The 22,557-nt window shown below is 67.8% G+C and carries 25 protein-coding genes; 20 read left to right on the forward strand and 5 right to left on the reverse strand.

Features of this window, described 5'->3' with window-relative positions:
- Window positions 1-33: 33 nt before the first annotated feature.
- From AC0693_RS01090 to AC0693_RS01110, 5 genes are all read right to left on the reverse strand, one after another.
- The gene (locus AC0693_RS01090) at window positions 34-294 is read right to left on the reverse strand and encodes a hypothetical protein (RefSeq protein ID WP_469317763.1); all 261 of its coding nucleotides are present in this window, start codon (window positions 292-294) and stop codon (window positions 34-36) included.
- 1,296 nt (window positions 295-1,590) lie between these two features.
- Entirely contained in the window at window positions 1,591-1,959 is a 369-nt protein-coding gene (locus AC0693_RS01095; RefSeq protein WP_478800703.1) for a helix-turn-helix domain-containing protein, read from the reverse strand.
- Between the two features lie 104 nt (window positions 1,960-2,063).
- Window positions 2,064-2,369 (reverse strand): hypothetical protein, encoded by a 306-nt coding sequence (locus AC0693_RS01100; RefSeq protein WP_469317761.1) that lies wholly within the window; start codon window positions 2,367-2,369, stop codon window positions 2,064-2,066.
- 71 nt (window positions 2,370-2,440) lie between these two features.
- Window positions 2,441-3,256 (reverse strand): hypothetical protein, encoded by an 816-nt coding sequence (locus AC0693_RS01105; protein WP_469317760.1) that lies wholly within the window; start codon window positions 3,254-3,256, stop codon window positions 2,441-2,443.
- A 29-nt stretch (window positions 3,257-3,285) separates the two neighbouring features.
- Window positions 3,286-4,227, reverse strand: coding sequence for a hypothetical protein (locus AC0693_RS01110; RefSeq protein WP_469317759.1), 942 nt, complete (start codon window positions 4,225-4,227; stop codon window positions 3,286-3,288).
- Window positions 4,228-4,968: 741 nt separating this feature from the next.
- Between AC0693_RS01110 and AC0693_RS01115 the strand changes: the two genes are divergently transcribed.
- The 20 genes from AC0693_RS01115 (at window position 4,969) to AC0693_RS01210 (ending at window position 22,550) form a co-directional block, all read left to right on the forward strand.
- Entirely contained in the window at window positions 4,969-5,397 is a 429-nt protein-coding gene (locus AC0693_RS01115; protein WP_478800981.1) for a phage terminase small subunit, read from the forward strand.
- Window positions 5,398-5,475: 78 nt separating this feature from the next.
- Complete coding sequence (locus AC0693_RS01120) at window positions 5,476-5,748, forward strand: hypothetical protein (protein ID WP_469317758.1); 273 nt, start codon at window positions 5,476-5,478, stop codon at window positions 5,746-5,748.
- Entirely contained in the window at window positions 5,745-6,083 is a 339-nt protein-coding gene (locus AC0693_RS01125) for a hypothetical protein (protein WP_469317757.1), read from the forward strand. Before AC0693_RS01120 ends, AC0693_RS01125 begins: the two co-directional genes overlap by 4 nt.
- A 10-nt stretch (window positions 6,084-6,093) precedes the next feature.
- Complete coding sequence (locus tag AC0693_RS01130; protein ID WP_469317756.1) at window positions 6,094-7,095, forward strand: terminase; 1,002 nt, start codon at window positions 6,094-6,096, stop codon at window positions 7,093-7,095.
- 34 nt (window positions 7,096-7,129) lie between these two features.
- The gene (locus AC0693_RS01135; RefSeq protein WP_469317755.1) at window positions 7,130-8,557 is read left to right on the forward strand and encodes a phage portal protein; all 1,428 of its coding nucleotides are present in this window, start codon (window positions 7,130-7,132) and stop codon (window positions 8,555-8,557) included.
- Entirely contained in the window at window positions 8,554-9,678 is a 1,125-nt protein-coding gene (locus AC0693_RS01140) for a VG15 protein (RefSeq protein ID WP_469317754.1), read from the forward strand. Before AC0693_RS01135 ends, AC0693_RS01140 begins: the two co-directional genes overlap by 4 nt.
- A 3-nt stretch (window positions 9,679-9,681) precedes the next feature.
- Complete coding sequence (locus tag AC0693_RS01145; protein ID WP_469317753.1) at window positions 9,682-10,176, forward strand: hypothetical protein; 495 nt, start codon at window positions 9,682-9,684, stop codon at window positions 10,174-10,176.
- Window positions 10,177-10,245: 69 nt separating this feature from the next.
- Window positions 10,246-11,328: a hypothetical protein gene (locus tag AC0693_RS01150; protein ID WP_469317752.1), complete on the forward strand. Its 1,083-nt coding sequence runs from the start codon at window positions 10,246-10,248 to the stop codon at window positions 11,326-11,328.
- A 75-nt stretch (window positions 11,329-11,403) separates the two neighbouring features.
- Window positions 11,404-11,862: a hypothetical protein gene (locus AC0693_RS01155; protein ID WP_469317751.1), complete on the forward strand. Its 459-nt coding sequence runs from the start codon at window positions 11,404-11,406 to the stop codon at window positions 11,860-11,862.
- Window positions 11,859-12,194 (forward strand): phage head completion protein, encoded by a 336-nt coding sequence (locus AC0693_RS01160; protein WP_469317750.1) that lies wholly within the window; start codon window positions 11,859-11,861, stop codon window positions 12,192-12,194. The genes AC0693_RS01155 and AC0693_RS01160 overlap by 4 nt, the downstream gene beginning before the upstream one ends.
- A complete protein-coding gene (locus AC0693_RS01165; protein WP_469317749.1) occupies window positions 12,194-12,577 on the forward strand; it encodes a DUF5403 family protein in 384 nt (127 codons plus the stop codon). The genes AC0693_RS01160 and AC0693_RS01165 overlap by 1 nt, the downstream gene beginning before the upstream one ends.
- A complete protein-coding gene (locus tag AC0693_RS01170; protein ID WP_469317748.1) occupies window positions 12,578-13,075 on the forward strand; it encodes a hypothetical protein in 498 nt (165 codons plus the stop codon). It abuts the gene before it with no gap.
- Between the two features lie 23 nt (window positions 13,076-13,098).
- On the forward strand, window positions 13,099-13,839 hold the full coding sequence (locus AC0693_RS01175) for a phage tail tube protein (protein ID WP_469317747.1): 741 nt from the start codon (window positions 13,099-13,101) through the stop codon (window positions 13,837-13,839).
- 104 nt (window positions 13,840-13,943) lie between these two features.
- Window positions 13,944-14,282 carry a phage tail assembly protein gene (locus tag AC0693_RS01180; RefSeq protein WP_469317746.1) on the forward strand — a complete coding sequence of 113 codons (339 nt, stop codon included), beginning with the start codon at window positions 13,944-13,946 and terminating at the stop codon, window positions 14,280-14,282.
- A gap of 110 nt (window positions 14,283-14,392) precedes the next feature.
- Window positions 14,393-14,653: a hypothetical protein gene (locus AC0693_RS01185; RefSeq protein ID WP_478800704.1), complete on the forward strand. Its 261-nt coding sequence runs from the start codon at window positions 14,393-14,395 to the stop codon at window positions 14,651-14,653.
- A 3-nt stretch (window positions 14,654-14,656) separates the two neighbouring features.
- Complete coding sequence (locus tag AC0693_RS01190; protein WP_478800705.1) at window positions 14,657-18,640, forward strand: phage tail protein; 3,984 nt, start codon at window positions 14,657-14,659, stop codon at window positions 18,638-18,640.
- 4 nt (window positions 18,641-18,644) lie between these two features.
- Complete coding sequence (locus tag AC0693_RS01195) at window positions 18,645-19,490, forward strand: phage distal tail protein (RefSeq protein WP_469317743.1); 846 nt, start codon at window positions 18,645-18,647, stop codon at window positions 19,488-19,490.
- 1 nt (window position 19,491) lies between these two features.
- Complete coding sequence (locus AC0693_RS01200) at window positions 19,492-20,694, forward strand: siphovirus ReqiPepy6 Gp37-like family protein (protein WP_469317829.1); 1,203 nt, start codon at window positions 19,492-19,494, stop codon at window positions 20,692-20,694.
- A 3-nt stretch (window positions 20,695-20,697) separates the two neighbouring features.
- Window positions 20,698-21,003, forward strand: coding sequence for a hypothetical protein (locus AC0693_RS01205; RefSeq protein ID WP_469317742.1), 306 nt, complete (start codon window positions 20,698-20,700; stop codon window positions 21,001-21,003).
- On the forward strand, window positions 21,003-22,550 hold the full coding sequence (locus AC0693_RS01210) for a collagen-like domain-containing protein (RefSeq protein ID WP_469317741.1): 1,548 nt from the start codon (window positions 21,003-21,005) through the stop codon (window positions 22,548-22,550). Before AC0693_RS01205 ends, AC0693_RS01210 begins: the two co-directional genes overlap by 1 nt.
- The last annotated feature ends 7 nt before the right edge of the window (window positions 22,551-22,557 follow it).

Genomic DNA, 22,557 nt, shown 5'->3' on the forward strand with positions numbered 1-22,557 from the left:
GCGGCTAGTTACACTATTACAAAAGGCCCAGCGTCAGGCGTGCAACAACACGGCGAGCCCCAGCACCTCGACCGCATCGCGCAGCACCTCGTTCTCAACCGACGCCTCGAAGGCGTGACGGATCAGCTCCACCTCGATGTCCTGGCGGACCGCGAGCTCTGCATTCGCGGCGTCCAGCTCACGCGCCAGCACCCACACACGCTCCTCAAGATTGCGGAGCTGGGCCTCCACAGACAGGCCGGCCGTCAGGTCGGCGACCTTCGCCAGGGACACACCCTGCATGCTGATGTTCATGTTTCTCCGTTCGGGGTTGCGGCGGGCAATGCAGCCTGCCAGTAAGCCAGCCCGCCGAGTAGCGGAACGGCAGATCACGTTCGCTTGCAGTTCAACTATTACAAACGGACCGCGATCATGGCGCCTCCCGGTGGTTTCGCACCTACGCCCTGCGGCGTCCGGGAGGCCCGACCCCAACGGGCCGGATGTTCAATTCGAGTGATTGGGGTGGGGCTCACTCGCGGCCCCGTTCACCGTCCATCGTTTCGCCGTACCGCGTTCCGTTCGCCTCGCTTCCGAGGTTCCCGGTCCGTTTCCGGCCGTTCGATGGACGGTGAGCCCTGACACACTCCAGTCACATTCCTGCCGACCGATTCCCCTGACCTCCTGTCCACCGCTCCACAGGGCATCCTGCGTAACGGCACAGCGAGTTGCGCCAGTTGAATGCGGTGCCCGACTGCTACCGGTTGGATAGACCGGTACGGGCAGCGTTCCTTACACCTGGGTGGCTGTACCCGAAGGGGTTCTCGGTGCCGTCCGATTACGCTCCCATCAAGCGGCAGGATGCCCTACCTACGTTCGCGCTCACTTCCGGGCCGTGGTCGCCCTTCCTTCACCCCCGACGCCTGCCTCACGGCGGTATCGGGACGGTGGTCGTACTGTCCGCGCTGCGGCATGTAGGCCAGCAGGCGGGGAGTTCGTGTGCCTGCCCAGTAGACCGGGCGGCTGTGGCTCCAACCCTAGCGGATCTTCGCCATTCGGTTCACCTCTTACATTCGCTAGTGCGCCTCGCCCTACCTGCACTTCCGGCGGCACCGCTCATGCGGTCCGTTCTCGGTTGCCGGTCTGGCGTGGCCCAACTCTATCGAGCCTGGGCCGTTCGGTGCAACTCTTGCAATCGCTTCGAGTGACCGCCCCCGCTCTGGTCTGCCTGCCTTGCGGCTGGCGTCCCGTTGCGGCGACAGGCAGAAAGCTACCCCGTCGGGTTCAACTCTTGCAAACCCTGGTGTGAAAGCGCAGGTCAGAGGCGGTTTGTGGGCCGTTTCGGGGTACTGCCTTGGGGGGTGCGGGGGGTGTGCGTGGTGCAGGCATACGCGTACGCGCGCGACCCCCCGGCATGGGGGGTGGGGGATGACCCCCGGTAGCCTCGCGCGCGGACCGCCCTGTCATAGCAGCTCGGATTCCGCCACGGTTCCAAGGTCGACGAGGCGGCCCCGCAGCCGCCCCTTCTTGCACATCCATGCAGGTCAGCGGCGGTGGGAAGGGCTTGCAGCGGGTCCGCCGGCACTGCACATGAATGAAGCCTTCTCGTTCGGATCATCGGCCGAAGTGAGCCTGCCAGCGATGACGGGCGCTGCGGCCCCACGTCTTCGCAGCGGCCCGCATCAGGGAGTCGACGACCTCCTGGTCCGTCACTCCGTAGATCGCGCACAACTCGCGCACATCGCGGGGGTTGGCGCCGCGATGGCCGTTCTCCAGATTGCTGATCTTGCTCTGGGATACCAAGATTCGATCCGCTGCTTGCGCGGTGGTCAGACCGCGCGCTTCGCGGAGCCGACGAAGTTCAGCTCCCAAGTGCCGATCGCCAACAGTGGGATTGGTGTTCGCCGCCACTGGTATACGCCTCCGACTCCGAGGATCTCTGCCAGTCGGTAGCCCACCATGCCCAGGTGAACGATTCTGCATTGCCCTGCCGAGGCGGTACAGGGCCGCTTGCCGGACTTCACCTATCTGGCCTCATCGCGTTCCGAAGCGCCGTCTGAATGCGTACCGGCAGGGCCGCCGCGGATTCATCCCTGAACGCGGAGTGCTCCCCGCACCCTGTCCAGACCGACGGCCCTGATGAGGTGAGCCGTGCCGACCCGGAAGCCCTCTTCGCCGACGCTGATCACGGGCACGGGGTACGTGCCGGCCACTGCCATGCGCAGCCCTTCGGCAAGGTCCAGGTCGAGCACCTCGGACGCCTTGTCGAGCACGACCGCTGGAGGCAGCTCGTAGTCAGGAGACGCGCCGTTGCCGTCGCCTCGGACGGCGAGCACCAACTCGTCGACGGGGTCCATCGCGGGTCGCACCGTGGGCTGTTCGTCGCTCGTCATGGCCGCAGGCTACCCCCGCGCAAGCCGCCTCCGCCCGCGTTGGACGGAGGCAGCGTGCATGGCGGAGCTGCCTACGCGGGCCGGACTTCGCCGAGGTACCGGTATCCGGATCGCACCGAGCAGCCAAGGCGCTCTGCCAGCGTCGGCCCGGAGACCTTGGCGCCCTCGGCCTTCATGGCAGCGACGGTTTCCTTCACGACAGTCAGTGGTACCGCCTTGCGGCGGCGACCGCCCTGACGAGCGCCGCCGGAGTGCGGCTCACCCTCTGCTTGCTCGGCTTCTGCCAGTTCGTCGTCGATCTCTTCTGTCAGCTCGTCGCATTCGTCTGCCAGCTCCTCGGCAGCCTCGGCCAGCTCCTCGTACTCGTTCACAATGCCGTGCCCCTTGGACACGAGGTAGCGGCCTGCCAGGTCGAGGGCGTCTGCCAGTTCGCCAGCCAGGTATGCGGCCGTCGCTTCGAGGTCGCGGATCTGCTGGGCGGCTGTGATCTCGGCAGCCGGGGTGGCTGCCATGTGGAGCATGTGTGCCACGACGAGCGGAGGCACGGCTGACACGACGGCGACGAGCACGGCAGAGCTCACCATGTAGCCGCGGTCGATCAGGTGTGCCACAACTTGTGCTGCCAGTGCCAGGCCGAGCGCCATGCCAGCGCCGATGGTGGCAGTGACGCGGCCGGGCAGACCGGCACGGCGGCGAACCTCGGAGATGACGGCGGCGCAGGCGGCGTAGGCGGAGACGCACACCGGCATGAGCCAGGTGATCCAGCCGTGCCAGCCTGCCAGCTCTGCCATCCGGACCTCGCCAGGCACGGACATGACCAGGGCGGCAACGAGGACGAACGGGCGGCCGGCGGTGAAGACCACGCGGGCGTACCAGGGCATGTGCATGTGGGTTCCCTTCGGTAGCGCGGTGGCGATCAGGCAGCCAGGACGGCGCGGCACAGGGCACGGCCTCGGGTGGCAGGGGTGTCCGTCTGGGCGGGCTCGGTGGCTGGCAGCTCCGGGTCGGCGGCGAGGAAGGCGGCGGCTCGGTCGAGTTCTTCTCGGCAGGCTCCGCAGAGGTCGCCTCGGCGGCCCTGGGGGAAGGGGGCGCGGCAGACCTCGCAGCGGTCACGGGTGTCCGGTGCCGGGGGTGCCTTGGGTATGGGCTTGGCCGGCATCTGGTTCCGCAGGCGGTACGTCACAAGGGCGGCGGCCGAGTCGATCTGCTCCGGCAGGCGCGTGGTCAGGACGGCTGTGATCTTCATGGTGCTGTGGCCCTCGGAGAGCCACTCGGCGGCGAGCGGCGTCAGGCGGAGTACCTCGGTCGTGCTGAGCTTGAGGCGGTTGTCGATGGAGCCGAGGTGCGCCAGGGTCGCAGCGGCCCGGCCGGTCCCGGCGTCAGCCGGGGTGGCCTGGGTGGTCTTGTCGCTGGAGACTTCCTCCTCCTCGGTGGGCCGCGGGGCCTCGCTGGCCGCCGGTTCGGCGGAGGGGTCAGGGAGGAGGTTCTTTTCCTGGTTCTTTTCCCCCTTGGGGAGATCACCGACGTTCCGGCCTCGCGGTGCACCGACCGCCGGGATGCGGTCCATCGGAAGGTCGGAGACGTGGGTCTGCGTGCCCCACAGGCCGGTGTCGGGGTTCTGGCCGCGCTCGCGGCGCAGGTAGCCCGCTTCTTCCAGGGCGGCGAACGCCTTGGCGACGGCCCGCCTGCCCTCGGGGACTTCGTCGGTGACCGTGTCGATGGTGGCCTTGGTGCCGTCCTTCATGGACAGCAGTCGGACCAGGAGGCCCACGGCGGTGAGCGACAGCCGGTCGTGCCGGGCTGCGGCGTTGGGGACGACCACGAAGGCGCGGTCGTGCCGGTTACGATGCACTCGCATCGAGAGATACCCCTCTCGGTCGACGGCCCCGGGTAGGTGTTCGCGCACCTGTGACCCGGGGCCGTTTGCGTACTGTGCTGCGCAACCTACGACATAGTGTCACCTGTTCGCAAGACTTGAACCTGGCACCTCCAGCAGGGCGCCGCTGTGGCGGGCGTCACAGGGAACGTCTTTCCGGAATCGCTCGCTGGCTCCGTATATATAAGTAGAAGGCGCTGCGAATTGAAGGCTTTCCGCTTTCTCCAGTGGGCCCCTCCGGGGCCCCAAAGAAGGAAGCTACTTACCTCCTTCACTCGCCGTTGCATTTGTCTTTGTTTAGGTGCAGCTCTGGAGGCTTATGGCTTGGTCCACTTCGGACCGAAGGGCCCGGCTTCCGTCGAATTGGCCCCAACTGAGAATTCGCATCCTCCGGCGCGACGGCCATAGATGCACTGCCAGAGATCAGTACGGCGTGCGATGTGCCGAGCCTGCTACGGATGTCGACCATATTCAGCCCGGTGACGACCATCGAGAGATCAACCTGACATCGCTCTGTGGGTGGCATCACCGGGTCAAGAGCTCAAGAGAAGGTGCTGCGGCCAATGCTGCCGCGCGCCGTCGCAACAATCGCAGGTTCCGCCGGACGGAAACGCATCCGGGCCTGCTGTGACTGCGCAGAGCTCCAGGCCCTAGCCTGTCGAGCCGCGCCGGCCCCCGAGGAGCCCCTTCCCTCGGGGGCCTTCTGACATACGGAGGTGTGAGATCCCGGGCCCCGTACCAAACCGCGAGGCGGATCTCGCCCGCCCGCGCTCCCGTAAGGGGAGCGATGTCCAGGCCGTCACCAAGGGCCTCATGCGCGACGTGAAGGTCCCGAACGCCGACCGCGATTGGCACCCCATAGCCAAGCGGCTCTGGGACGCCCTGAAGTCCTCGGGTCAGGCCGACTTTTACCAGAACAGCGACTGGGCTTTCGCTTACTCGCTGTGCGAAGACCTGTCGTACTACAAGAAGGCCGGCAAGCGAAGCGGCCAGATGCTCCAGACGATCTACTCCGCCTTCGAGCGCCTCCTTGTCACTGAAGGCGATAGGCGCCGCGTCCGGATCGAGCTCCACGAGCCTGAGTCGGAACAGCAGTCCGCGGCCGTGCTCGCCATCGCCGACTACAAGAAGGATCTCGGACTCGCGGAGTGAGGCGCCTACGCCGGGCGGACCGATCACCGAGGGGAGGTGAGTCCCATTCCAGCCCTTACAGCAGAAGAGATTGACGCCTTGGAGCCGAGCTTCCTCGGCCCCACGTGGCAGAAAGCCCCGGACGGGACCTGGTTGCTGCCTGAGCGCACGCTCGGGTGGCAGGTCGCGGGTTGGTGCGCGGAATATCTGCGCGCTGAAGACGGCGGCCCCTGGAAGTTCACTCGTGAGCAATTGCGCTGGACGCTTTGGTGGTATGCGGTCGACGAGAACGGCCGCTTCCTTTACCGAAAAGGCGTCCTCCAGCGCCTCAAGGGCTGGGGCTTACCAGCAAGGACCCCCTCCTTGCCGTGATCTCCCTCGTGGAATTCGTCGGGCCGAGCCGCTTCTCGCACTGGGGCGAGAACGGGCAGCCGGTCGGCATTCCGCATCCCCAGGCATGGGTTCAGGTGGCGGCGGTCAGCCGCGACCAGACCAGAAACACCATGACCTTGATGCCGAGCCTCATGAGCGACAAGCTCATTGAGACGTACGGCATCAAGGCGGGGGCCGAGCTGATGCGCGCAAACGGTGGCCGGCAGCGCCTTGAGGCGGTGACAAGTAGTTACCGCGCCCTGGAAGGGGCGCGGTCCTTAGCGGTCCACGTTTGTTGTTCTCAACGAGTCCCATCACTGGGTGCTCGGAAATAACGGCGACAAAATGTACGCCACGATCGACGGCAACGCGACGAAACGCGACAGCCGCTATCTGGCGATCACGAATGCCTATCTTCCGGGCGAGGATTCCGTCGCGGAGCAGATGCGCGAGGCTTTCGAGAAAATCTTGGAAGGTCGCGCGGCTGACATCGGCTACATGTACGACAGCATCGAGGCTCATCCCGCGACTCCGCTGACGCCCGAGGCGATCCGGATTGTCCTGCCCAAGATTCGCGGGGATGCCACGTGGCTCAGGGTCGAAACAATCCTTCAGTCCATCCTGGACACGACGATTGCGCCGAGCCGAAGCCGCAGAATGTGGCTGAACCAAATCGTTGCTTCGGAGGACGCGCTATACAGCCCGGCTGACTGGGATGTCCTGCGTGATGATGCCAAGGTTCTCCAGCCCGGCGATGAGATCGTAATGGGATTCGATGGCGGCCTCCGCGACGACTCGACTGCCTTGTGCGCAATCCGCGTCAGCGACGGCTATTCATGTCTCCTTGGCTTGTGGGAGAAACCAGACGGCCCGGCCGGCAACGATTGGGAAGTCCCCCGAGACCAGGTGGACAGCGCCGTACACGAAGCGTTCTCCACCTTTAGCGTGCAGGGCTTTTACGCCGACGTGGCTCTCTGGGAGAGCTACATCAGCGAGTGGTCCGAGGCGTATGGCGAGGGCCTGGCCGTAAAGGCACCGGGGAAGGATTCGATCGGCTGGGACATGCGGACCAGCCTGAAGGCGTCCACAATGGCGCACGAACGCCTAGTGCGCTCGGTCCTCGACCGGAAACTCACCCACGACGGCGACCGAAAGCTACGTCGGCACGTACTGAATGCGCGTCGCCGCAGCAATAACTACGGACTGAGCTTCGGCAAAGAATCGCGTGAGTCCCCGCGAAAGGTGGACGCTTACGCGGCATTGATGCTTGCCCACGAAGCGCTTTTCGACCTCCGAGCCCGAGGACGAAAGGCCCGCAAGCGGACCGGCCGGGGCTACTTCCTTTAACCGTTCGACATAGTGTATCTAAGGCGGTGATGCTGTGATCGCCGCTGCTTCGCCCGTCGCCCTCGCGCGACAGCTCTTGGCCATCCTGCACCGGGACGGCGACCGGCTGGCTCACATCGATGCCTACCTGCACGGCCGACATGCCGACCCCTACATGCCGCCGCAGGCGGACGACGAGTACCGGCTCCTCGCGCGCCGCGCGGTGTCGAACTGGATGCCCCTGCTCGTCGGGACGCCCGCTCAGGCCCTGTACGTGGACGGGTACCGGCCGGGCTCGGGCGGCGAGACACGGACCGAGCCAGACTCGGCGACGCCGGAGTGGGAGCACTGGCAGCGCTCGCGTCTCGATGCTCGCCAGGCCGCCGTCTACAGGGGGGCTCTCGCCTACGGGCACGCCTTCACCGTCACGGAGAAGATCCGCTCCGGCGTCGTCGTCACCAAGGGCCTCTCCGCGCTCAAGACCAGTGCGATCTACGAGGACCCCGCGAACGACGACGTGCCGGCCGCGGCCTTGACCGTGACCGCCTGGCCGCAGGACGACCAGCCGGGCGTTGCCCGGCTGTGGGACGCCCGGCGCGAGTACGCGGTTACCTTCCGGTCCCTGAGCGATGAGAAGTCGGTGCGCGTGCAGGGCGGCCGACTCCACGGCGCGAGCGAGTGCCCGGTGACCCGCTTCGCGGCGTACGTCGACCTGGAGGGGCGGACGCTGGGCGTCATCGAGCCGATGATCGCCCTGCAAGACCGAATCAACCAGACCGTCTTCGACCTATTGCTAGCGCAAAGCTACGGCAGTACGAAGGTCAGGACCGTCACCGGCATGGCGCCGCCCATCCAGCGCGACCCGGAGACGGGCGAGCCCGTGCTCGACGAGCTGGGCAACCCCATACCGCTCCGAATCAACCACAACAGCAGGCGTTTTCTGTTCGCCGAGGACCCGGATGTCAAGTTCGGGAGCCTGGACGAAACCCCTCTCGGCGGGTTCATCGAGTCGATCGACATGAGCGTCAGGCACCTCAGCGCGCTTGCCCAGGTGCCGCCTCATCATCTACTCGGACAAATTGCAAACCTGTCAGCGGAGGCCCTCCAGGCGGCGGAGGTGGCTCTGAGCCGCAAGATCGCGGAGTTCCGGACGAGCTTTGGCGAGTCCTGGGAGAGAGCGTTCAGGCTGGCCGCCGAGCTCTCCGGCAACGTCACCGCCTCCGAGGACCACCAGGGCGAAGTCGTCTGGCGCGACATGGAGTCGCGTTCGCTGGCTCAAGCCGCGGACGCCCTCGGCAAGCTCCGCGAGCAGCTCGGCATTCCCGAGCGCGGCCTGTGGCGCCGGGTTCCGGGCGTCACCCAGACCGAGCTGGAGGACTGGGAGCAGATGCGCGAGGACGACGACTCGGTGGCCCAGCTCGCGGGCGCGCTCACCCGGGCCACGCCCGAGGCGGAGGCGCCGGTCGAGAAGGCGGTGGCATGACGCGCCCCGCGCCGCAGGCCGAGACGGACGAGGTGTCGGCCGCATATCACGTGGCGCTGACGCAGGTCGGTGTGCAGACGACGGCCGAGGCGCTGGCCCTTTGGGCGGACGTGCCGGCCGACCTGCGCGCCGCCACTGCTGGCGGCTGGCTGCGGCGGGCGATCACGCTCGTCATGGGCCGCAGGCGGCAGGCCCGCGATCTCGCGCGTGCCTACTACCGGCTCGCCAGGGCCCTCCAGACGGGCAGCACGGTCGCGGACCCGTACCACCCGGAGCCGTCCCATGTGACGCTCGGCGATCTGCGCCGGGAGTTCGCCGCCTTGGCCGGCACGTACAGCCCGCCTGCCTCCACGCCTGCGGATGAGGCCGCGACCGGCGAGTCCGGGGAAGCCTCGTCCGCACCCACCGAAGATCCACAGCCTGTGGAGAACGATTCCCGCGCGTCCGGCGACAGCGAGGGCCAGGAGCTCGACGGCGACGCCGACGACTGGGAGGAGATCCTCGTCGAGGAGCTGGAGGGGCTGCGCGAGGAGGAAGAGCGCGTCGAGCGCCAGGCCGAGGAGGAACTCCGAACGGTCCTTGAAGCCCTCGGTACGCAGAACCTGAACCGGCGCCTAGCCGAGGTGGACGACCAGCAACCCGCGAAGGACGCCGACGCCGCTCGCGCGGAAGCGCACCGGCAGGCCGGTGCCCGGCAGGCAGCCGCGGCTTCCCGTGTCGCGATGAATGGCGGCCGGTCCTCGAACTGGACGCACATGCGCCGCGACCGGCGGGCCCTCGGCTACGTCCGGTTGTCGCGCTCGGGTACCCCATGTGGTTGGTGCGCGATGCTGATCAGCCGGGGTCCGGTCTACAAGAGTCAGTCGTCTGCCCTGTTCAACGACGGTGACCGCTTTCACGACAACTGCCACTGCTACGCGATGCCGATCTGGAATCGGGATCAGTACCAGTCAAGCGAACTGACCGCGCTGTCAAGGCAGTACGAGGCCCTGTGGCCAGAGGTCACCAAGGGCCACACCGGCAAGGACGCGATCAGCGTCTGGCGCCGGTTCATCCGCCAGAAGCAACGAGCCGCAGCCCAGGAGGCGCGGCGTTCCACGAGCACGACCCCGGAGGCGTGAGACGTGACCGAAGAAACCCCCGCCCCGGCCGAGGAGACCGCGCCCGAGCAGGAGCAGCCCCCGGCCGAGCAGCCGGCATCCGCCGAGACGGCAGAGGCCACCCCCGAGGATGCCCTTCCGGAGTGGGCCCGCAAGGAGCTGGCCAAGGTTCGCGGCGAAGCCGCGAACTACCGCACCCGCCTGCGGGACGCCGAGTCCAAGCTCGGCGAGGCCAAGGACCCGGCGGAAATCGAGGCGGCCGTCGCCGAGCTCAAGGCGCAGAACGCCGAGCTGGAGCGCTCCATTCTGCGGGCCAGTGTCGCCCGCCGGCATGAGCTCCCCGACGACCTTGCCGACGCGCTGCGCGGCGAGGACGAGGCCGCGCTCGAGGCGCACGCGAAGGTGCTGGCCAAGTACGTCCCAGCCCCGCTTCCCCCGTCGCTCGGTGGCGGCCTGACGCCCGACGACGGAGACGGAGAGATGGACCCGCGCAAGCTCGCGCGTCTCACCCGTCGCTGACCTCAAGTCCTCACCCCATTAGCTATGCCTCCGGTTCCCGGGGGCTTTTTTCATGCCCCAGGAGGCTTAGTGACAGCCGAACATCAGGTAGTCAAGCCTGAGAAGCTGATCAACACCGCTATCGGGATGCTGGAGCAGGAGCTCCTCGTGCCGAACCTCTTCACCAAGGAGGGAGTGGACCGCTTCAAGGGCGCCAAGAACGACACGATCAACGTCACCGTCGAAGGCGTTCTGCCCTTCCATGACTACGAGTGGCGTTCCGGTTCGGCGGGCAGCTCCACGCCGGGCACCCGTCAGCGCGTCGTGTTCGACGAGTACGCCGAGCGGACCATTCCCGTCACCTTCGGCGGCAACGTCTACAACGGTGTGAAGCTGACCGACGAGCAGGCCGACTTCGACATCCACCAGTGGGGCAAGCTCCTGCGCCCGCAGGTGAAGGCGATTGCGCGGGGCCTGGCCCGCCGGGCGGTGAAGACCCTGGTCGACCAGCCCTACGCGGTGACGGTCGGCAACGCCGAGAAGTCCATGCGCAAGGCGATCATCGAGGCCCGGCGCGTGATGAACAAGTTCAACGTGCCCGAGGGCAACAGGTACATGGTCGTCGGATCGGACTTCGAGACCGTCCTGCTGTCCGACCCGGACCTGAACCTTGCCTCCAACGTCGGTGATGGGCAGGCGGAATCCGCCCTGGTGAACGCCACGCTCGGCAACCGCTACGGGTTCCGGTTCATTGTGGACCAGACCATCCCGGCCGACTCGGCATTCGCCTTCGCCCAGTCCGGCTTCATCTTCGCTTCGGCGGCCCCCTCGGTGCCGCAGTCCGTTCCCTTCGGCGCCACCACGAGCTTCGAGGGCCTGGCCCTGCGCTGGCTGCGGGACTACGACAGCGAATACTTCCAGGACCGCAGCATCGTCAACTGCTACCAGGGCTTCCGCTCGGTCAAGGACGTGCTCGTCGGCTGGGACCCGGCCAAGGAGAAGGAAGTCATCTCCACGCAGGAGCACTTCGTGCGCGGTATCAAGCTGACGCTCGACGGCAAGAGCGACTACCCCGAGGTGGGCTCCGAGCTCGCGACCATCACCGGCGTCTCCGCCGCGAAGGTCTTCACCCCGACCGGCCCGGCGGCCGAGACCGACCCGGCCAACGCCTGATCGTGACACGGCGGGCCGCGTGACCTGGAGACCCAGGCGCGCGGCCCGCCGGCCTTTGCGAAAGGAGGTCGCCGGTTGGCGTACGCCACCCTCGACGAGCTGAAGGCCCGTCTCGACTGGGAGCTCGACGACGATGAGCTGCGCATCGCGGCCGGGGCCCTGGAGGATGCCTCCGACCTGGCCGCCGCACACGGCCGCGACTGGCCGGAAGAACGCCCGCCCCGGCTGGTACGCACCCTCGTCCTCAAAGCCGCAGCACGCTACCTGCGCAACCCGCACGGCTACACCCAGAGCCGGGCCGGTGACGAGACGCTGGCCTGGAGCGATGCCCACGGCCGCGACGCCGGGTCCGTGTACTTCACCCGCGAGGAGATCAAGCTCCTCGAAGGGCTGGCCGGCACCCGGCCGACCCTCACGAGCGTGATCGTCTCCGCCTGGGACTCACGCGACCGGCCCAGCCGCGCGGGCCTCGTGCCCGTCGACTACGACGGCGCCCCCTTCCCCCTGTTCTCCAACGACGGGGGGCCGTGGTGAGCGTGCAGCGACGGCGCGGCCAGAAGGCGCGGGTCTGGCGAACCGTCGAGGTCACCGACTCGCGCGGCAACACGGTCACCATGGCCGACCCGAACGGCCCCATCAAGGTCCGGGCCGCGTTCATCCCGCAGCGCTCGGCCCGCGCCGAAGTCCCGGGCCAGCAGCAGATCAATGTGACGAGGATGGTGGTCGACGCCCACCTCGAAGGCGTCTCCCTGTGGTCGCGCGTCGAGTACGCGGGCCGCGAGTGGGACATCGTCTCGCCCCCGGCCTACCACCACGGGGACAGGCGCACCCGGCACTGGAGCATCGACATCCGGGAGCGCCCCTGATGGCTGAGATCTACCCGAGCGTCAACGGCCGGAAGATCGGCAAGTTCATCGCAGTCCACGACGGCGTCCAGGAAGAGCTGACGAAGCGCGCCTTCGAGATCGCTGTGCGGGCCGAGGAGATCCTCGTCCAGCACAGGGCGGACGGCCACGCAGAGATCGACGTGGAAGCGGGCGATAACAACCGGTACGTCATTCTGTCCGACGACCGGGGCCAGAAGGCCGCTCTCTCCATTGAGTACGGGCGTGAGGAATCCATCGTCGTCCGCGAGGACAAGCATGGAGACAAGTACCTCGACGTACTCCCCGCCATGGACGGCCTCTACATTCTCGCCACCGCCTCGAACCTGCCCAAGAAGAGGAAGGGCAAGGTGAAGCTCGACTAAGTGGCCGGCATACCCGATCACATCAAAGCTCTGGCCGAACTCTCTCCCGTTGAAGATCTCCTTCTCGCCATCCTGCGCAAGGGTCTTCCCGGCGTCCGCGTGAAGTCTCTCATCGATCGGCACGAGCAATTCCCCCTGGTGCTTATTCGCCGCGATCCCACATTCGGCCAGTGGGCCGCAGATACACGGTTCACCGACTCCGCGCGAGTCGTTGTGAACTGCTTCGCCGAGGACCCAGACGGCGACTCCGACGCCGCGATCCTTTCAGAGGCCGTGCGCGTCGTCCTGCGGGACGCCTGGCTCAACCACGAAGTCGTCCCAGGTCGCGGCCACATCACGCGCGTGGACATGAACTCTTCCCCGCGCCGCGCCTCGGACTGGGCGACGGCCACGGGGCCCGTGCAATACGCGGATCTGCCCACCGGCGTGTGGCGCTACGAGTCGATCTTCGACATTCAGATCCGCAAGCCCAGGACGCGCCCTTTCCCCCTCCCCTGAACCACCTGTAAGGAGTGCGCCCCTTGGCGCTGAACGACGATGCAACCCTTGTCGTCGGGAGTGGCAATTACCTGACCGCGCCGGTCGGTACCGCCATGCCTGACGACCTCCTGGTGCCGGTTTCCCCCTGGCAGAACGTCGGCCACACGAGCCTCGAAGACGTCTTCGGAATTACCTCCGAGGGCGGCGAGGCCACCACGATCGGCACCCTTCAGAACAAGTCTCTCCGGACCAAGTATTCGGCCCGAACCGAGACGATGACTTTCACTTTGCAGCAGTTCGATACCGCTGCACTGCGGCTCTACTTCGGCGCCAACGCCCCGCTCCTCCCGGACGGTTCCGTTGGTGTTCCGGCCGACCCGCAGCCGACCCAGTCGGCCTTTCTCGCCATCTTCATTGACGGCGAATCGCATTTCGCGTTCTACGCCCCCAAGGCTGAGATCTACCGCGCGGACGACATGGCGATTGCCGACACGGAAAGCCTCGCCGGTCTGCCGCTGGGCGTGAAGCCCATGGTGCACGGCAACAACACCTGGACCTACGCCGTCACCCCGCTCGGCGGCACCGTCGCCACGGGCGCGAGCGCGGGCAACCCCGGCTCCTTCACCCCGACTGGCGCGGTCGCCCCCGCCGACCTCGCCGCCCTCGGCTCCGTGATCGCCACGCCCACCGCCAAGTGGACCACCGGCCAGCACGTCGTGCTCGGCGACGGCTCGAAGGCGTTCTGGTCCGGCACCGCCTGGGCGGCCGGCACCGCCACCTGACGGCCTCTTCTCCGCCCGGCGCGAGCGCACGCGGACCCGCTCGCGCCGGGTCTCTCCCTCCCCTGGTCCGCCCCCTGTTCTTCAACCCGGAGGTCCGCACCCCCATGGCTTCTTTCTCCCTCGACGACATCCGCTCCGCCGCTGAGGCGAAGTACGGCTCCACCGACATCGAGCTGGGCGACGAAACGATCCGCCTGCTCAACCCGCTGCGCCTGGCCAAGGCCGCGCGCAACCAGCTCACCAAGCTCCAGGACCTGATGGGCGGCGAGGACGCCGACCAGGAGGAGCTGCTGTCCGAGGCGATCCGGCTGGTGGCCGAGCATCCGAAGGCGGCCGACAAGCTGCTGACCGCCATCGGCGGTGATCTCGCCGTGCTCGCGGAGATCTTCGACGCCTACGGCCGGGGCGCGCAGGTGGGGGAAGCCTCGGCCTCTGCCGCCTGATCGACGACTACGGCGAGGGCCTGTACGCGGACCTGCGTTACTACTACGGCGTTGATCTCGCCGAGGTGATTGCAGGCCGCGGACCCTCCCCCGCCCTCGTCCTCTTGCTGGTGCAGAGGCTTCCCGACACCTCCCTCACCGTCGCCCTAGCGGCAGGCGGCCGGGAGTTCTTCGGCTGGGGTCAGGACCGGCACCTGCGCGCCGACCTGTACGACGCGCTCAACGCCAACACCCGGGCGACCGGGCAGTGGGGCAAGGGCAAGGCCCCGAAGATCCCCGCCTTTCCCCGCCCGCAGGCCAAGGCCAAGAAGAAGGCCAGCAAGCGGCCCACCACCGTGGCCGAGATCTACAAGCACTTTCAGCGGAGGTAGCCCTTGTCAGCGGGCCAGATCATCGGTCGTGTCGCCGTCAAGGTCTCCCCCGATACCCGCGAGTTCAAGCGGGACGCCGAGAACCAGCTCGACCGCATCGAGCAACAGCTCGACAACGTCAAGGTCTCGACGAAGATCGACATGTCCGGCGTCTCGAAGGACTTCATCGAGGCCGTACGGAAGATCAACAAGCGGAACAAGCAGATCGACGCCCGCAAGATCCGCTTCTACACCACCATCTCAACCGACGGCATGGCGACCGCAGTTCGCAACGCCGCTCGCGAGCTCCAGCAGCGGGCCAACAGCCAGAAGGTCGATTTCAAGGTCGACGACCTCAAGGCCACGGGCAAGGTCGAGCTGGAGCTCGACCAGCAGTCCGCCGACCGCGTGAAGCACAAGCTCAAGGACTGGGCCGATGACCTCAGCCCGCTGAAGATCAAGGTCGAGCCCGACATCGCGAACGGCTCCGGGGCCGCGATGTCTGCGCGGCTCCAGGTGCTGACCCGCCCGCGTACGGTGCCGATCCTGCCTGAGCTGGACAACACCGCCGTCGCGAAGGTCGGTGCCGCGCTCGCCGCCCTCTCGGGCGCCCGGGTGCTGAACAATATCTTCGAGAAGCTCGGCAACACGCTGCGCAACCTGGACAAGAGCGTGCCGGTCATCGGTTCCCTCTCCTTGGCGATTGCCGGCCTGGCCGGGTGGGGTCTTTCCGCGGCCTCCAACCTCGCCGCCCTGTCGTCCAGCCTGGCGCAGATCGGCTACGCGGGCCTGCTCCTGCCCGGCCTGCTCGGCGGCATAGCGGTCGGCCTGGGCGTCACCGTTGCCGCGCTCAAGGATTTCAACAAGGTCATCCCAGAGGCCAAGCAGGCGCTCAGCGGCCTTCAGGACACGATCTCGGCGAACTTCTGGGACAAGGCCAAGGAGCCGATCAAGGAACTCGTCGAGGATCTGCTGCCCAAGTTCCGGGCGGGCGTTGAGTCCACCGCGACCGCGCTGGGTGGCTTCTTCGGCTCCTTCGCCACGAACCTCGGTAAGAGCCTCGACCCGGCCCTTGACCAGATGTTCAAGGACCTGGCGGGGTCCATCGAGGTCGCCACCCAGGGTACGGACACCTTCGCGTCGATCATCGCCACCCTCGGCAAGGTCGGCACGAGCTACCTCCCGTCGCTGGCGGGCTGGTTCGTCTCCATCTCGGAGAAGTTCGACGCCTTCCTCCAGCGGAAGGGCGAGGACGGCCTCAAGAAGGAGATCGACGGGGGCATCCAGTCCCTGAAGGATCTCGGCTCCGTCCTCTACAACACGGGCGGCATTCTCGCGGGTGTCGCTCGGGCGGCGGAGGCTGCGGGCGGCTCCACGCTCGGGATGCTGGCCGGCACCCTGGAGCGAATCCACAAGACGGTGGACTCGCCGGGGTTCCAGCAGGGCCTGACCGGCGTCTTCATGGCCGCTCACGCGGCGATGAACCAGATCGCCACGATCTCCGGTCCGGCGGTCAAGAACTTCTTCATCGAGCTGGGCGATCTCGCAGAAACGATTCTGCCGATCGTCGGCCGGACCATCGGCACCGCGCTGGCGGCGATCACTTCCGCGCTCGCGCAGCCCGAGGTGGGCGGCGGCCTGACGATGATGTTCAGCGGCATCGAGGCCGCTGTCTCCGCCCTCGCCCCGGCGATGGCCCCGGTCGGGCAGGCGCTCGGCGCGTTGATGAACGTCATCGGCGCGTTCGCGGCGATGCTCGGCCCGCTCATCGCAGCCGCGCTCGTCCCGCTTGCGCAGGCGTTCACGGCGCTGGCCCCGGCGGTCATTCCGATCATTCAGCTCCTGGGCAGCGCGCTGACTAGCGCGCTCCAGCAGCTCGCGCCGATCCTCGCTCAGCTCGTCCCGGTCATCGGTGCGGCGCTCGGTGTCGCCTTCGCCGCGCTGGCGGAGATTCTGCCGCCGGTCGCCGAGCTGTTCACGACGATCATGGCGGCCGTCGCGCCGCTGGTGGCGTCGCTGATCGAGGGCCTGGCGCCGATCCTGCCGCTCGTCGCGACGGCGTTCTCGGCGATCGTCACGGCGGTCACGCCGGTCGTCTCGCTGCTGATGCAGCTCTTCTCGGCGGTGATCACTCCGCTGATCCCGCTGTTCGAGTACATCGTCTCCGCCTGCCTGCCGCCGCTGGTCGAGGCGTTCAACCGCGTCTCGGAGGCACTTCAGCCCTTCCTCCAGGCGCTGATCCAGGTCGTCAACTTCATCATGCCGGTCCTGGTTCCGGCGTTGCAGTTCGTCGCTGACTTCATCATCGGCGCACTCGCGATGGCGCTCGACGGCATCGTGGACGTGATCACCGGCGTCCTCGACGTGATTATGGGCGTCTGGGAGGTCTTCGCCGGCGTCTTCACCGGCGACTGGTCCCGCGCCTGGGACGGCGTCAAGCAGATCTTCGGCGGGATCTGGGACATCATCGTCGGCCTCTTCAAGGTCGTCATCAACATCGGCATTTTCGGTGTCCTGAAGAAGGGCATGGCGCTCGTCAAGGGCGTCTGGGAGTTCGGCTGGTCCGGGATCAGGGCGTTCTTCACCGGCATCTGGAACGCCATCCGTGGCGGCCTCGGTGTCGCGTGGACCGGCATCAAGGGCTACATCGACGACGGCCTGCGCAACGTCCGCTCCATCTGGTCCTCCGGCTGGAACTCGGTCAAGCAGTTCTTCATCGACGCCTGGAACACGATCAAGACGAAGGCCGTCGAGGGCGCGAAGGGCCTGTGGCAGGCCGTCAAGGACGGCGTCGATCAGTCGATCAAGTTCGTCAAGGAGCTGCCCTCCAAGGCGAAGGAGGGACTGTCGGACCTCGGCTCGACGCTCCTGTCCGCAGGTAAGGAGCTGATCAAGGGCTTCATCAAGGGCATCACGTCGATGTTCGGTGGAGTCAAGGAGACGCTCGGCAACCTGACCGACAAGCTCACGTCGTGGAAGGGTCCGCCGGAGAAGGACGCGATCCTCCTCTACGACGCGGGCAAGCTGATCATCAAGGGTCTGATCAAGGGCCTGGAGTCGGAGTACGACAACGTACGCAAGTCGCTTACCGACCTCACGGCGAAGATCCCGAAGAACGCGTCCAAGGGCCTTAAGGACCGGATCAACCGGGACCGCACCCAGCTCCTGAAGCTCGCCGCCCAGTGGGACGCCGGGTCCAAGAAGCTCGAAGCAGCGCGCGACAAGCTCGACAAGCTGCGCGAGCAGGCGAAGGACTACGCGAGCCGAGTCGCTGACCGGATCATCGACACGGGCGACGTGACCAAGGCGAAGGACTCCTCCTTCACCGGGATCGTCGCGGACCTTACGGCCGCCGTGGATCAGGCGAAGCGTTTCGCCAAGGCGCTCGCGGTGTTGAAGGCCAAGGGCCTCAACCAGACGGCGATCGACCAGATCGCCAGCGCCGGGCCCGAGGCCGGGCTCGCTGCGGCCGAGTCGATCGCGGCGGCCAACAAGGACGGCATCGACCAGATCAACGCCCTGCAAGCCGAGCTCGCCAAGTACGCGAAGCAGGCCGGCAAGACCGCCTCGGACGCGATGTACGCCAACGGCATCGCGGTGGCCGAGGGCATCGTCAAGGGCCTGGAGGCCCGGCAGAAGGCCATCGAGGCCCAGATGCTCAAGATCGCCGACGCCATGGTGGACGCGATCAAGAAGAGCCTCGGCATCCACTCGCCCAGCCGCGTCTTTGCCCAGCTCGGCTCCTACGTGGGCCAGGGCTTCGCCAAGGGCATCGAGGGCGAGTCCGGGCGGGTGGCCAAGGCGGTCGACGCCATCACCGCGCGCCCCGGCGCCGCGGATTACGCCAGCGCGGCCCGGTCTGTCTCCGCTGCCGTCCAAGGCGGCCTCGGCACCGGAAGCGGTGGCACGACGAAGGTTCTCAACTACTACGCGGCCAGCGGCTCTTCGCTCAGCTCCACCGAGGAGCTGTTCGCGGCGGCCCACCGCGCACGAATGGTGGGGTGGTGAGTGAGTGACTGCACTCCTGTTGGAGACCGAGCGTGATTCGCTCGACCTCAACGGGGTGGCGGGCACGGGGTTCGGATACCAGGCCACGGCCGGGGCAACCGGCTTCGGCCTGCCCTCCGTGTCCGCGCAGTGGCTGGAGGGGGCCGGGGACGGCTCCCGCTTTAGGGGTCAACGGGTTCTGTCCCGCGACCTTGATATGCCCCTCGACATCGTCGGCCGCGACCGCGCGCACCTGCGCACGCTGATCTCGCGCCTCGCGCGAGCCGTCGCGCAGGAGTGCTCGCTCGTCCTGGTCGACGACGTAGGGGTGCGCTGGTCCACCCCCGTCTACCGCACGGGCGGCGGCGAGATCGACCTCGCCGGGACGAACGACGTGCAGACCGTGCTGTCCTTCCGCGCCCCTGACCCCTACTTCACGGCGAGCACCGTCTCGTCGCAGCGGGTCGGGGGCGACCCCGGCACCACGCCGTTCCTCTCCTCGCTGGTCAAGATGCCGCTCGCGGCCTCGCAGGCCATTGGCGAGATCCAGCTCGACAACACCGGCGACGTGCCGGCCTACCCCGTGTGGGAGGTCTACGGGCCGGGCCGGGACCTGACCGTCACCTCCCCGACCGGGGAGACGCTGCGGTGGACCGGCACCCTCACGTCCACGGAGAAGCTGATCGTGGACACCCGCAACGGCACCGTGAAGGACGGCAAGGGGGCCAACAGGTACGCCCTGCTGGACTCGGCCCCACGGTTTTGGACCGTTCCGCCCGGCACCTCGACGGCGACCGTACGTCTCCTCGACACCACCGCGGCTTCCCGCATCGTGTGCTCCTGGCGCCCGCGCCGATGGATGGTGATCTGACCTGAAGCTCGAAGACCTCACCGTCGAAGTCCGCGACAGAACCCTGACCCGCGTCGGCCTGATCCGTCCCGAGGATCTGTCGCTGGAGCTGGAGGACACGTTCAACAACGTCGGCACCTGGAAGGCCACACTGCCGAGCGAGCACCCGCTCGCCGACACGCTGCGGGCCCCGGGCGCGGGCCTGATCATCACCGGTCCGGGCGACGTGATCATGTCCGGGCCGGTCACCTCCTCTGAGTACGCGGCCAGCCCGGAGGACCGCTTCGGCTCCATCGTCTTCGAGGGCGTCTCCGACTCGGTGATCCTCGTGGACATGCTCGCCTGGCCCGAGCCGACCAACGCAGACGTGACGACTCAGAAGGTCGGACACGACGAACGTAATGGCCCCGCCGAATCGTTGATGCACGCGTACGTCAACGCCAACTGCGGCCCCTCCGCTCCGCCGGGACGGCGCCGCGCCGGTCTGGTGATGGGTCCGAACGGCGCCCGGGGCCCCGTGGTGGCGAAGTCCGCCCGCTTCCCGACGCTGGGCGAGCTGCTCACCGGCATCGCGGCCGTGGCCGACCTCGGCTTCCGGATCGTGCAGCGCGGCAGCCAGCTCGTCTTCGAGACCTTCCAGGTCGCCGACCGCACCCGCGAAGTCCGGCTCGACGTACTGGCCGGCACCCTCGCCGGACAGCGCGTCGCGGTCTCCACACCCGGCGCGACCCGCGTCATCGTCGCGGGCCAGGGCGAGCAGGAGGCCCGCACGTTCCTGCCCGTCGACAACGCCGCCTCCGTCGAGGCCGAAGGCGACTGGGGCAGGCGCATCGAGAAGTTCGTCGACCAGCGCAACACCAACGACAAGGCCGAGCTCAAGCAGGCGGGCGACGAGCTGCTGGCCGACGACGGGTTCACCAAGACCGCCGTACAGGCCGTGCCCGTCGCCGACTCCGCGATGGAGTTCGGTATCGACTGGGGCCTGGGGGACCGAGTGTGCGTCATCGCGGGCGGCCAGGAGCTGACGGCCCCCGTCACCGGCATGGTCATCAAGGCAGGCGACTCCGGCTTCCAGGCCGGGGCCCTCCTCGGCGACCCCACGGGTTTCGACCCACGGGCGGCAGCCGCCCAGCGCTCACAGAACACCGAACGCCGCGTCTCCGCGCTGGAGCGCACAGCCGAGGGCGGGGCCGACCCCGTCATGAGTCTCATGGGAGTTTTCTAAGCAGTGGCGCACACGCCCAAAGCCTTCTTCCGGGCGGCACTTCCGACCGCCCTCACCACCGTCTACACCGTCCCCGCCTCCGGCGTCGCAGTCGTCACCAACCTCGTCGCGGCAAACCCGTCCTCGAGTACGGCCGCAAGCGTCACCGTCCGCCTCGGCGGCGTCCCGCTCCTGTCCGGGGTCGGCATCGCACCGGGCGGCGTCCTCACCCTCGACATCCGCCAAGCCCTCAGCGCAGGCGACACCATCGAGGTCCAGGGCACCGGCACGCAAGCCCATACGCACATCAGCGGCGTGGAGGTGACCTGATGAGCCTCACCGTCTGGCCCGCACCCGAAGACAAGGGCGTCGTCGGCCCCACCGGAGCCCCCGGCCCCCAAGGCCCGAAGGGCGATACCGGACCGGCTGGACCGGCAGGCCCTCGCGGCGACACCGGGGTCGCGGGAAGCAAGGTCTTCACCGGCCAGTCCGCGCCGGACGCCTCACTCGGCACGGACGGCGATGTCTACACCCAGCTCGAATCCAAGACCTTCCTCGGCGTGACGAGCACGACCGTCACCTACTGGACGAAATCGGCAGGGGCCTGGTCGAAAATCACCGGCGACGTGCGCGGCGCGGCCTGGTACGTGAACAACACCTCGACCTCCAGTACCGACACCCGGCCCGGCGATTTACTTCTCCGCACAGACACGGGCGACATCTGGCAGCGAGGGGCAAGCGGCTGGGGCTCTTCGATCGGCAACCTGCGCGGACCGCAGGGCCCCCAGGGCGTTGCCGGACCGACAGGGCCGGCAGGAGCCCAGGGCCTCAAGGGCGACACCGGCCCGGCAGGGCCCACGGGACCACAGGGCCCGCAGGGCCCGAAGGGGGACACCGGAGGCGTAAACACCGTCAACGGCAAGACCGGACCGGCCGTCGCCCTGGCCCCTGTCGATGTGGGCGCCGTGCCGGCCACCGGACCGGCCGTCATTACGCTGCCCGCGGGATCGTCCGAGATGCCACTGACCGTCAAGGCGGTCGACAAGGCCACCACCCTCATGGAGATCCGGTCGACCGGCAGCGTGCGCTTCGCCACGGGCAACGTCTACGCCGACAAGAACATCCGGATCGGCGACGCCTACGCCGACACTGGCGGAGGTGTCGGGGTCCTCGCAATCCGTGACGCGGCCACCGTCCCCACGACGAGCACCACCACCTCGCCCGGCGTCATCGCCTACTCCGAGGGCGGCGTGTTCAAGATCCGCCAGGCGGACGGAACCGTCATCGTCCCCGGCACCCCGAGCGCGGCGACCCTGCCCAACGAGTGGGGGCCCGACGATCACGGCCTGGTGGCGTGGGCCTTCGACCCTGCGGTGGCCAACTCCACCGGCCTGTATCCGGGCTCCGGGCCGATCCGCGTCACGGCCGTACGGCTGCGGCAGTCCGCGCAGGTGAGCCGCATCGTCTGGCATGCGACCGGTTACGCGGGCGGCCTGACTTCCGGTTCGTGGGCCGCGATCTACGACGCGAGCGGCGCCCGGGTCGGGGCGACAGGAGACCTGTCCACGGCCGCGTACGAGCCTGCCGAGGTGCACACCGGGGGCGGCGCCACCATCAGCTCGCCTCTGACCGGCGCCGTCACGCTGGCCGCAGGCACCTACTACGTCGCCTGGCGGATGCAGTACAACACCTCGACGGGTGACGGCCCCATGCTCCTGGCCGCCGAGTCGAGCGCGGGAGCCCCGCCCAACTTCTTCGGCCTGAACACGCTGAAGCGTTTCGGCTACTACGCCACGGGCGGCACCACGGCCCCGACCTCCATCTCCGTCAGCTCCATGCTCAACGGTGCCAACCGCTTCTGGGCTGGCCTGGCATGACGAAAGG

It is taken from the genome of Streptomyces sp. NPDC043876 (genome assembly GCF_056435825.1).